Source organism: Chachezhania sediminis (assembly GCF_009765275.1).
In the GTDB taxonomy this organism is placed as follows: domain Bacteria; phylum Pseudomonadota; class Alphaproteobacteria; order Rhodobacterales; family Rhodobacteraceae; genus Chachezhania; species Chachezhania sediminis.
Window position 1 is genome coordinate 26,387 of the sequence record NZ_VOPH01000013.1, and the last position, 11,103, is coordinate 37,489.

An 11,103-nucleotide genomic window follows, 5' to 3' on the forward strand; every position below is an offset into this window, starting at 1 on the left:
GGAGACGAACCATGTTCGACGATATCCCCCAGAACCGGCCGTTCGACGCGTACCAGTCCTTTGTGCTGGACTGCAAACTGTACTGGACGCGGACCATTTTCCCGGAACTGCGCAAGCGCTATGCCGTGGCCGCGGGTGAGGACGCGCCGAAGACCGGGGCCGAGGTGGCCCAACTGATGAAGGACGACACCACCGCGCAGTTCTTCGGCTGGTACGAACGCCACCTGCAGCGGATGAAATACTCCGGCCAGCACGGCCTGGCCGTCCACTATTCCCAGTACAGGGAAGAGATCGCCAGGGCGCTGAACGCCGATGTGCCGCCGCGCCTGCTGGACATCGACCCGAATTTCGAACAACCGGTCTATTACACCAATATCGACATCCACCAGCACCCGGGCGGCGTCTGGTCGGACGAGATCGCCGGTTATGTCTATGAACGCGGGGCGCAGTCGACGGCGCCGATGCTGAAGAAGCACGCCACGCTGTGGGACCGGGTGAAGAAACAGGCGATGGACCGGGCGCAGACCGAGGTCAAGCGCGTGGTCGACATGGGCTGCGGGTTCGGCGCCTCGACCTATCCGTTCTACGCCGATCACCCGGATATCGACGTGATCGGGCTGGAACTGTCGGCGCCGTGTCTGCGGCTGGCGGCCCAACGCGCGGCCGAGGCGCAGGCGCAGAACGTGCTGTTCAAGCAGGCCGACGCGATGGACACCGGGCTAGAAGAAGGGTCCGCCGATATCGTGACCTCGACCATGGTCCTGCACGAGATGCCGCCCAGCCACATCAAGGGCGTGTTCAAGGAAAGCCACCGCCTGCTGGCACCGGGCGGGCTGTCGATCCACCTGGATTTCCTCGTGCGGGACGACGCGTTCAAGGAATACATCCACTATGGCCACTCGGCCCGGAACAACGAACCGTTCATGGTGCCCCTGAACCAGATGGACGTGATCCAGGCCCACAAGGACGCCGGCTTCGACGAGGTCGAGATCGTCCCGTTCGAGGAAATGGACGGCGCGCTGGATCCGTCGATGACCGCGTGGCGCTTCCCCTGGACGCTGATCATCGCCCGCAAGGCGGCGTGATGACCGCCCAAGCAATGGCCCTTGTCGATCTGACCGGTCTGCGCCTCCTGATCATGGGGGGCGCGGCCGGGATCGGGGCGTCCTGCACGGAACTGGCGATGGCGGCGGGGGCAGTTGTCGCCGTTTCGCATCTGCCCGGGGAGGAAACCCCGGCCCCCCATGCCTTCACCTGCGACGTGACCGATCCGGCTCAGGTCACCGCAACTGTCGATGCTGCCGCCGAAGCCCTGGGCGCACTGGACGGCGTGATCCTGACCGCGGGGATCTTCGATTTCCGCGGGGTCGAGGAAACGTCGGATGCCGACTGGCAGCGGATCGTCGCGCTGAACCTCAACGGGCCTTTCCATGTCGGCCGGGCCGTTGCGCCGCATTTCCGCAAGGCGGAAGGCGGATCGCTGGTCTTCTTTTCCAGCCAGGTCGGCATCGTGGGCCATCCCCGCGCCACCGGCTATGCCGCGACCAAGGCCGGCGTGAACGGGCTGACACGGACGCTGGCCATCGAATTCGCGCCCTTCCATGCCCGCTGCAACGCGGTCGCCCCCGGCCCGATCGAGACGCCGATGACCGCCATCGCCCGCGCCGATCCGGAACGGTCGCGCAAGCTGGTCGAAGCCGTCCCGTTGAAACGCTTCGGCCAACCGGGCGAGATCGCCCGCGCGGCGCTGTTCCTGGCCGCGCCCGCCTCTGCCTACATCACCGGACACACGCTCGTCGCCGACGGCGGCGTCACAGCCATCTGAGACAGCCATGACCCGAAAGATCGATCCCTACTACGTCCAGGAGGACGACAACCTGGCCGAAATGGCCGAGGTGCTGAAGCCCGCGCTGGAATTCGAGGACGGCGACATCGAACGCCTGTCGCCCGAGGCCAAGAACCTGTTTTCCGGCCGGCGGCATCTGGGGATCGACTGGCTGGACCGCTACGAGATCGTGATGGAAGTGACGGCGGCCCCCGGTGGCTGCCATTGCGGGATGCAGGTGGGCCAGAAGATGGTCTTCGACATGCGCCACAAGGTGAAACCGGACCTGTCGGATGCGCCGCTGTGCGTGCATCTGATGGCGCCGGTTCTGTCGATCTTTTACATGACCTTCGACCGCGCGGCCGAAGGTCTGAACCCGCTGACCTGCGTCTGGCAATATGTCGAATGCCCGATGACGGGCGCCGACCACGGTGCCGGGAAGGCGCTGGCCAGGGTCCATATCCGGGACGCGATCACGCATGAACCCGTGACCGACCGCCATCCCGCCGGATCCGATGCACGGGGGGACATGGCATGAGCCTTCCGAACGAGATGGCGCCCGAAGACGTCCGCCTGGTCGCGACGGTGACCCGGGCCTTTCACTGCGCCAACAAGATCAACGAGGCCGAGACCTTCGTCTTCGATCATGTGGGCCGCCTGCTGGCCGACCAGTCCTCGGCCAACCTGTGCATCGGCATGATCTGCAAGCTGCAGCCGGCGCTGATGCTGGCGCAGGACCGGATGGCCGAAGGGCTGCACCCGGTCGGCCGCTACGCGCATTTCGACTGCTACGACACCGGCATCGACCATGGCGGCACCGGCAAGGTCTATGTCGAGATGACGCTGGTCGACGCCCGCACCGGACAGAAGGTCCCCAAGCCGGAATGAATCGCTACGACAAGGTGATGTCGCCCTTCACCCTGGCCGGGGTCGAGGTGCGCAATCGCATTTTCCTGCCGGCCCACACCACCAATTTCGGCGTGGATTTCCTGCCGACGCAGCGCCATGTCGCCTATCTGCGCGAACGCGCGCGGTCGGTGGGGATGGTGATCGTCGAACCTCTGCGGGTACATCGCACGTCCCTGGGCCGGTCTGGGGGGCTGTCGGGGTCGGATCGCCGCGCGCTGGACGGCCTGCGCCGCATCGTCGACGCGATCCGCGAGGAAGGCGCCCGCGCCTTTGTCCAGATCACCCATGCGGGGCGCCACGGGCCGAACGAAACCGACGGCACTCCCGGCTGGGGCCCGTCTGCGATCCCCTGGGTCGCCGGGGCCGAGATCCCGCACGCCATGACACGGGCGGAGATGATCGAGGTCCGCGACGCCTATGTCGAGACCGCCGCACTGGCGGCCGAGGCGGGTTTCGAGGGGATGGAGGTCCATATCGGCCATGGCCACCTGTTGCACCAGTTCCTGTCGCCGTCGTCGAACTGCCGCACGGATGCCTGGGGCGGATCGCTGGAAAACCGTATGCGGTTTCCGCTGGAATGCCTGGCGGCCGTGACATCGGCAATGGATGGCGTGATGCCGGTGGGCATTCGCACCAGCGTCGACGACGTTCAGGACGGGGCGCTGGGGCCGGATGAACAGCGCGAGATCACCGCGCAGGCGGTGAAGGTGCCGGGCGTGGCCTTCGTCAATGCCTCGGTCGCGGCCTATCAATGGCCGTCCATCGGCCACCATGTGGCCGACATGGCCCACGAACCGCACCCGTTCCGCGACCTGACCGAGGCACTGCGCCCGGTGATCGGGGACCTGCCGCTGCTGACCGCTAACCGCTATCGCACGCTGGCCGAAGTGCAGGAGACGCTGAAGCGCGGGTCCATCGACATGGTCGGCATGAACCGGGCGCACATGGCCGATCCTGACCTGATCGCGAAATCGCTGGACGGGCGGGAAGAACAGGTCCGGCCCTGCGTCGCGCACAACTACTGCATCGGGCAGGTCGGCGCACACCGGCCGATTTCCTGCATGATGAACCCCCGCGTCGGGCGCGAGGACCATTGGGACGAGGTTCCGGCACCGGCCGGGTCGCCGAAATCCGTTCTGGTCGTCGGCGGCGGGCCTGCGGGGATGGAGGCGGCGCGCGTCGCGGCCCTTGCCGGGCATCGGGTCACCCTTTGGGAACGCGACGCGATCCTGGGCGGCGTCCTGAACATCGCGGGCACGGGCACCGGGCGCGGCGATCTTCTGTCCATGCGCGACTGGCTGGTCGACGGGGTCAAACGCGCCGGCGTGACGGTCGATACGGAACGAGAGGCCTCTGCCTCTGCGGTTGCCGAAGCTGATCCGGACGTGGTCGTTCTGGCCTCTGGCGCCGACCGCGCCGCGGCGCCCCTGCAGGGGCTCCTTGTCCTGACGGTCGAGGCGCTACTGGCCGATGCCAGCGACTGGTCGGGCAAGCGTGTCGCGATCCGCGACGATGCCGGGTCCTGGGCCACGCTGTCGGCGGCCGAAACGCTGCTGGCCGCGGGGGCGCGGGTGGAAATCTTCCAGGCCTCGACCGCGCCCCTGTGGGCGGTGACGCTCTATGCAAGGATGACGGCGCTGGAGCGGCTGGCCAATGCCGGGGCGGTCTTCCGTTACGGCCACACGATCACCGGTGGGGTGGGCGGCAAGATCGACTGCCGGATCGCGCCGCTGCAGAAGGCCAAGTCCTTCGGCCCCTTCGACGCGGTGGTCCACGCCACGCCGGGCGCGGCTGCGACCGAGCTGCAGACCGACCTGGAACAGGCCGGGCTGGCCCCCCGCACCATCGGCGACGCCACGGCGCCGCGCACACTTTACGAGGCGATGCAGGACGCGCATCGCGTCGCACGCTCACTCTGAAGGAAACGCAATGCCCACCACGAACGCGGATGTCATCGTCATCGGATCGGGATCGGCCGGGGCCACCGCCGCAGGCCGGATCGCGATGGAAAGCGGCGCCCGCGTGCTGGTGATCGAGGCGGGCGGCCGCGACTGGAACCCCCTGATCCGCGTTCCCCTGATGACCGGCATCCTGCTCAGGGGCCGGCACGCCAACTGGTTCTATCATTCCGAGGCAGAGCCACAGCTGGAGAACCGCAAGCTGTTCTGGCCGCGCGGCAAGGTGCTGGGCGGATCGTCGGCGATCAACGGCATGGTCTGGACCCGCGGATTGCCGTCCGACTATGACGGCTGGGCGCAGATGGGCCTGCCGGACTGGTCCTGGGACAAGGTCCTGAAAAGCTACAAGGACATCGAAGGCCACTGGGGCGGCGAGACCGACCTGCATGGCGGCCACGGGCACCAGACGCTGTCGAAGTACACGGAATTCAACCCGTTGTCGGGCGTGTTCCTGGAGGCGGGCCAGCAGGCAGGCCATCCGCTGACCGACGATTTCAACGGCGCGGCGCCCGAAGGGGTGGGGCGCTACGACTACGCCATCGCCGGCGGACGGCGCAAAAGCGCGGCCGAGGCGTTCCTGAAACCGGCGCTGGCGTCGGGCAACCTGCAGATCATGACCGGGGCCCATGTCCTGCGGATCGTGATGGACAAGGGCCGCGCCGTGGGTGTCGAGGTGGCCATCGGCAAGCGGCGGGAAATCGTCTATGCCGGGACCGAAATCATCCTGTCCGCGGGCACCGTGAATTCGCCCCAGATCCTGATGCTGTCGGGGATCGGTGCGGCAGACCAGCTGGCACAGCACGGGATCGACGTGGCCGTCGACCTGCCGGGCGTGGGGCAGAACCTGCGCGACCACCTGCTGGTCCGGGTCGAATACGACTGCACCCAGCCGATCACGCTGCACAACCTGCTGCGCGCCGACCGCGCGGGACTGGCCCTGTTGGAAGCCATGTGGCGCGGGACGGGCCCTGCGTCCCGTTTCCCGCTGGAGGCCGGGGCCTTCCTGAAATCCGACGATGCGCTGGACGAACCTGACCTGCAGGCGCATTTCCTGCCGGGACGTTCCACCGCCGCCGTGCGCCTGCCGTTTTCCCGCGCGCCCGACCGGGGACATGGCTTTTTCGCCAATATCTACCAGATGCGCCCCGACAGCACGGGCGAAGTCTCGCTGCGGTCCGCCGATCCTTTCGATGCGCCGAAGATCCGGGCCAACTACCTGTCGGCCCCCCGCGACATTGCCGTCCTGCGGGGCGGGGTCCGGCGCCTGCGCGAGATCTTTGCCCAGCCGGCCTTCGATGCCTTCCGCGGCGCGGAGAACGCGCCCGGGGCCGAACTGCAATCGGATGCTGACCTTGACGCCTGGATCCGCAAGGTGGCGGACACGGTGTTCCACCCGGTGGGCACGTGCAAGATGGGCAATGACACGATGGCCGTGGTCGACGGGCAGCTGCGCCTTTACGGGGTGGATGGCCTCCGGGTTGCCGATGCATCGGTCATGCCCACGATGCCGTCCTGCAATACCGGTGCGCCGTCGCAGATGATCGGGTCGAAGGCGGCGGATTTCGTCATGGAACAATGGAACGGAAAGGACGCGGCATGAGCCTTGAGGACGATCTGGCCGATCTGAAGGCCAAGCGCGGTTACCTGCTGCCGCATCACGGGCTTCTGGCGATGACGGCGCCGAACCTGCTGAAGGGCTATGACGCGGCCTATACCGCGCTGGCGCTCGAGGATCGTGTGCTGTCGCATCACGACCGCGAATTCGTCTGGCTGGCGATCCTGATCGCCACGGACGAGGAAATCGCGACCCACCATATCGAGAAGTTCCACAAGGCCGGCGGCACCGCCGACGAAGTGTCCGCTGTGCTGCGGGTCACCGCCACGGTCTGCGGCTTCCGCGCCTATCGGTTCACCCAGACCCACTGGTCGGATCACCTGCCCGAGGTCGACATCCCCGCCGACTGGACACGCGCCGTCGTCATGGCGGGGCAGGGGGCCGATCCGGTGCTGGTTCACATGGCCGCCTGCGCCGTCCAGATCTGCCGGGCCGACTGGGAAGGGCTGCGCTGGCAACTGCGCGACGCCTATGCCGCCGGCGTGGACGAGATGTGGCTGTCCGAGGCGCTGTCGCTGACGATGTTCCCGGCCTCGGTCCCCTATTTCGTGACTGCGGCCAAGATCTGGCGCGAGATGATCCGGTCGGGCGAATTGCAGGCCGGCGAACGCTTCCGCACCTGGGCCACCTTCCCCGGTCAGGGCGGGCACGGGGGCGGCCCCGATGACTGAGGATCTGCGCACCCGGCTGGAAGGCCTGCGGTCGGCCCGCGGTTTCCTGTTGCCCCATCACGGTGCGATGGCGGCGGGCGATCCGGCTTTGCACAACGCCTATCTGGCCATGTACCGCGCGCTGACGGTGGATCAGCGGGTTCTGTCTCCCTTCACGCGAGAGGTCGTCTGGCTGGCCCTTCTGGTCGTCGCGGAAGAGGCGATCGGCACCCATCATATCGAGTTGTTCCTGTCCACTGGCGGGACCGGGGATCAGGCAGAGGCCGTAATCTCCATGGCGGGTTTCGCCGCCGGCTTCGACGGTCTGACCATGGCCGAAGGCGCCTGGGGTCGGCAGTTGCCGGACCTTCGCGCGGGAGAGGCCTATGCCCGGGGCCTGGGCCTGCTGAACGCGGGCTGGGTGCCCGCCGACGCGGCGGAACTTGCGATGCTCTGCGCCCAGGCGGGCCGAGGGGCGCAAGGGGCCGTGCGGCATCATCTGAAGGCCGCCTATGCGATGGGCCTGCCCGAGCCCCAGATGCTGGAGGCGCTGAGCTACGCCATCTGGCCCGTCGGCGTGAACCGTTTCGTCGAGGCCTGCGAGACCTGGCACCACCTGCTGCAATCGGGCGAGGTCACCCCGTCGGAACCGTTCCGCATCTGGGCGGAAATGGGTGGCATGGGGGCCTATGACCCCGGCACGGGCGGCAAGGTCGGCGATTTCGGAGGAAACACATGACGGCGGACGGCGTGGCACTGGCCTTTCTCGGCCATCTTGGAAACCGCGATGTAGAGGCCGCCAGGGCCCTGCTGGCACCGGATGTCCGGATGATCTTCCCCGGTGGGGTGGAGTTCACCCGGCTGGAGGAGCTCTTCGAATGGTCCGCGCCGCGGTATCGGCGGGTGGCCAAGAGGATCGACCGGGCGGACGTTTCGGGCAACACGGTCTATGTCACCGGCACGTTGGAAGGAGACTGGCCGGACGGCACGCCGTTTGCGGGCATCCGCTTCGTCGACCGGTTCGAGGTCGTGGAGGGCCGGATCGTCCTTCAGGAGGTTTGGAACGACATGGCTGAGACGCGGCGCGCCTGACGGCGGTTCGTCGGGATGGTGCGTGGGGACCACGCACCCTACAGGGTGTTGGCGTTCCCGTAGGGTGCGTGCTCTGCACGCACCGTGACTCGGTCGCGGCGGGGTGAACCCCGCCCTACGCGGGCCACATCCAGGGGGCCACGGTCCGGCGCGTTGCCTCGAAGGCCGCGATCTCTGGACCATGGGCCAGTGTCAGGTCGACATCGTCCCAGCCGTTGATCAGCTTCTGCCGCCAGACGGGGTCCAGCTCGAACGCATGGGTCCCGCCGGGTCCGCTGATGGTCAGGGCGTCCAGGTCGACATGCAGCTCGGCCGGGCAGGCGGACAGCAGCGTCTCGACCTCTTCCGGCCCCAACCGCGCGGGCAACAGACCGTTGTTCACGGCATTGGACGAGAAGATGTCGCCGAAGCTGGGCGAGATCACCACGCGGAAGCCCGCGTCGACCAGCGCATAGACTGCAGCCTCGCGCGAGGACCCGGCACCGAAGTTCCGGCGGGTGACCAGGATGCTGGCGCCCTGCGCCTCCGCCCGGTTCAGGGGGAAGTTCGGGTCGGGCCGTCCGTCCGCATCGTGGCCGAGGTCGTAGAGCAGGAACGGCCCGTATCCTTCCGACCGGGGCGTCGACATGAAGCGGGCCGGGATCAGCTGATCGGTGTCGATGTTTTCGACCGGCAGTGCTGCGGCACGGCCCTGTTCGACGGTCCAGCCGCCCATCACGCACGTCCTTTCAGCAGGGGCCGCACATCGGTGATCGTCCCCGTCACGGCGGCGGCGGCGGCCATGGCGGGGCTCATCAGGTGCGTGCGCGCGCCCTTGCCCTGCCGGCCGCGGAAATTGCGGTTGGTGGTGGACGCACAGCGTTTGCCCGGCGCCACGAGGTCGCCGTTCATGCCCACGCACATCGAACAGCCCGAACCGACCCAGTCCAGCCCCGCCTCGATGAAGATGCGGTCGAGCCCTTCCTGTTCCGCCTGTGCCTTCACCTGGGCCGAGCCGGGAGAGATCATGCCCGGCACGATGGCCAGACGGCCCTTCAGCACCGCGGCGGCGTTCCTCAGGTCCTCGATCCGACCATTGGTGCAGGAGCCGATGAAGATCTGGTCCACCGGCGTTCCGTCCAGCGGACGCCCGGCACCCAGGCCCATGTAATCCAGCGATGCCGCGATCCGTTTCGCCTGCGCCTCCGATCCGGCGCGGGACGGGTCGGGCAGGGTGGCGGTGATCGGCAGCGCCTCTTCCGGGCTGGTGCCCCAGGTCACGATGGGCGCGATTTCGGCCGCGTCCAGCACGGCCTCGGTATCGTATTCGGCGCCGTCGTCGGGGGCCAGCGACAGGAAAGCCTCTGCCGCGCGGTCCCAGTCGGCACCTTCGGGCGCGAAATCGCGGCCCTTGATCCAGTCGAGCGTCTTCTGATCGGGGGCGACCATGCCGCTGCGGGCGCCGCCTTCGATCGACAGGTTGCAGAGCGTCAGGCGGCCTTCGACCGACAGGGCTTCGATGGCCGACCCGGCATATTCGATGGCATGCCCCCGGCCGCCATCGGCGCCCAGCCTGGCGATCCAGTTCAGGGCGATGTCCTTGGCACTGACGCCGTCCATCAGCGTGCCTTCGACGGCCAGCCGCATCCGTTTCGGTTTCTTCTGCCAGATGGTCTGGGTGGCCAGCACATGGGCGACTTCGGTCGCGCCGATCCCGAAGGCATAGGCGCCAAGCGCGCCATGGGTGGCGGTGTGGCTGTCGCCGCAGACGATCAGCAGGCCGGGCAGCGTCAGGCCCAGTTCGGGGCCCACCACATGGACGATCCCCTGCCGCGGGTCGTCGGTGCCGAACAGGCGGATGTCGTGGCGCGCAGTGTTTTCGGACAGGGTCCGGATCATCCGGGCGATATCGTCGGTCGCGGGCGCGCCGCTTGTTGGGACATAGTGGTCGGCCACGCCGAAGGTCAGTTCCGGGTGGCGGACCGCCATCCCCTTTTCGGCAATCCTGGCGAAGGCGTGGTGCGATCCTTCATGGACGAAGTGTCGGTCGACCCACAGAAGCGAGGCGCCGTCGGCGCGCTGCAGGATCTGGTGGCTGTCCCAGAGCTTGTCCAGGGTCGTGCGGGGGGACATCTTGGCGGTCATCTTCCGGTCGGTCTGGTCGTAAGCGTCATTTCGCGGTCCGTTGCGCCGCCTCTCCGAAGACCGGTTCCCAGTGGCGGTCATCAGAGCCGCCGACCCGGTTCAGGGTCATTTCCAGCTGGAAACGGTCCGGCCGATAGAGGGCGGACAGGTATTCGATCCCGGCGCCGTCGGAATCGTAGACCACGCGGGTCAGGGCGATCAGCGCGGCGCCGACGGTGGTTTCCAGCGCCTCGGCCGTGTCGGGGGTGGCCAGCACGGCCGACACGGTCTGGTGCGCATTTCCGATCCGGACGCCGCGGCGTTCCAGCAGGCGGAACAGCGGCGTGCTGGCCAGGTCGGCTTCGGAATAGCTTTGGGCGATGTTTTCGGGGACGAAGGTCGTCAGGTGGGAAAACGCCTTGTCATCGGCCAGGCGCAAGCGGACGGCACGCTGGACACGTTCGCCGGCAGCGATGTTCAGCGCCTCGGCCACCATGGCGGGGGGATTGACATAGGCAAAGGACAGGAGCCGCGCGGTGGTGGCATCCGCCATCCGCTGCAACTGGGGCATGAGTGTCGCGAAATCCGCGCGCAGCTGCACCGGCTGGGTGCTGGGGCGGCGCACCACGGTGCCGCTGCCGGCGCGACGTTCGACCAGCCCGTCGCCCACCAGTGCATCCAGCGCCCGCCGGATCGTCACCCGCGACACGCCATGGGTTTCGGCCAGGCGCAGCTCTCCCGGCAGGGCCGATCCGGGTGCGTGGGTGCCGCCCATGATCTCGTCCCGCAGCAGCAGGTAGATCCGCCGTGCCTTCCCGCCTTCGGGTGCGGCCGAGCCGTTCTGTACGTTCATTGCCGGTCGCTCCTCATCTTTGTTCTGGCCGGTGACTTGCCGGTGCATCATGCAACTCTTCTGTTCTTTTGTCGCCGGAAAACATCCCATGTTGAAGG

Annotated in this window: 12 protein-coding genes; 9 read left to right on the forward strand and 3 right to left on the reverse strand. The window is 67.7% G+C overall.

Annotated features, from left to right (window positions below; translation table 11 throughout):
- Positions 1-11 precede the first annotated feature (11 nt).
- Genes FQK05_RS22890 through FQK05_RS22930 form a run of 9 tightly spaced genes read left to right on the forward strand, consistent with a single transcriptional unit; the run spans position 12 to position 8,049 of the window.
- A complete protein-coding gene (locus FQK05_RS22890) occupies positions 12-1,085 on the forward strand; it encodes a class I SAM-dependent methyltransferase (protein ID WP_158971340.1) in 1,074 nt (357 codons plus the stop codon).
- Positions 1,085-1,825, forward strand: coding sequence for an SDR family NAD(P)-dependent oxidoreductase (locus tag FQK05_RS22895; protein ID WP_158971342.1), 741 nt, complete (start codon positions 1,085-1,087; stop codon positions 1,823-1,825). Before FQK05_RS22890 ends, FQK05_RS22895 begins: the two co-directional genes overlap by 1 nt.
- 7 nt (positions 1,826-1,832) lie before the next feature.
- Positions 1,833-2,363 carry a hypothetical protein gene (locus FQK05_RS22900; protein WP_158971344.1) on the forward strand — a complete coding sequence of 177 codons (531 nt, stop codon included), beginning with the start codon at positions 1,833-1,835 and terminating at the stop codon, positions 2,361-2,363.
- A complete protein-coding gene (locus FQK05_RS22905) occupies positions 2,360-2,713 on the forward strand; it encodes a hypothetical protein (RefSeq protein ID WP_158971346.1) in 354 nt (117 codons plus the stop codon). Before FQK05_RS22900 ends, FQK05_RS22905 begins: the two co-directional genes overlap by 4 nt.
- Complete coding sequence (locus FQK05_RS22910) at positions 2,710-4,653, forward strand: oxidoreductase (RefSeq protein WP_158971348.1); 1,944 nt, start codon at positions 2,710-2,712, stop codon at positions 4,651-4,653. The genes FQK05_RS22905 and FQK05_RS22910 overlap by 4 nt, the downstream gene beginning before the upstream one ends.
- 10 nt (positions 4,654-4,663) lie before the next feature.
- The gene (locus FQK05_RS22915) at positions 4,664-6,292 is read left to right on the forward strand and encodes a GMC family oxidoreductase (protein ID WP_158971350.1); all 1,629 of its coding nucleotides are present in this window, start codon (positions 4,664-4,666) and stop codon (positions 6,290-6,292) included.
- Positions 6,289-6,978, forward strand: a complete 690-nt coding sequence (locus FQK05_RS22920) for a carboxymuconolactone decarboxylase family protein (protein WP_158971351.1) — start codon at positions 6,289-6,291, stop codon at positions 6,976-6,978. Before FQK05_RS22915 ends, FQK05_RS22920 begins: the two co-directional genes overlap by 4 nt.
- Positions 6,971-7,696 carry a hypothetical protein gene (locus FQK05_RS22925; RefSeq protein WP_158971353.1) on the forward strand — a complete coding sequence of 242 codons (726 nt, stop codon included), beginning with the start codon at positions 6,971-6,973 and terminating at the stop codon, positions 7,694-7,696. The genes FQK05_RS22920 and FQK05_RS22925 overlap by 8 nt, the downstream gene beginning before the upstream one ends.
- On the forward strand, positions 7,693-8,049 hold the full coding sequence (locus FQK05_RS22930; protein WP_158971355.1) for a nuclear transport factor 2 family protein: 357 nt from the start codon (positions 7,693-7,695) through the stop codon (positions 8,047-8,049). The genes FQK05_RS22925 and FQK05_RS22930 overlap by 4 nt, the downstream gene beginning before the upstream one ends.
- Before the next feature lie 115 nt (positions 8,050-8,164).
- On the opposite strand, the gene leuD is transcribed toward FQK05_RS22930, so the two are convergent.
- Genes leuD through FQK05_RS22945 form a run of 3 tightly spaced genes read right to left on the reverse strand, consistent with a single transcriptional unit; the run spans position 8,165 to position 11,005 of the window.
- A complete protein-coding gene (gene leuD / locus FQK05_RS22935) occupies positions 8,165-8,764 on the reverse strand; it encodes a 3-isopropylmalate dehydratase small subunit (RefSeq protein ID WP_158971357.1) in 600 nt (199 codons plus the stop codon).
- A complete protein-coding gene (gene leuC / locus FQK05_RS22940; RefSeq protein ID WP_199252748.1) occupies positions 8,764-10,173 on the reverse strand; it encodes a 3-isopropylmalate dehydratase large subunit in 1,410 nt (469 codons plus the stop codon). Before leuC ends, leuD begins: the two co-directional genes overlap by 1 nt.
- A gap of 25 nt (positions 10,174-10,198) precedes the next feature.
- Entirely contained in the window at positions 10,199-11,005 is an 807-nt protein-coding gene (locus FQK05_RS22945; RefSeq protein ID WP_158971361.1) for a GntR family transcriptional regulator, read from the reverse strand.
- Positions 11,006-11,103: the final 98 nt, after the last annotated feature.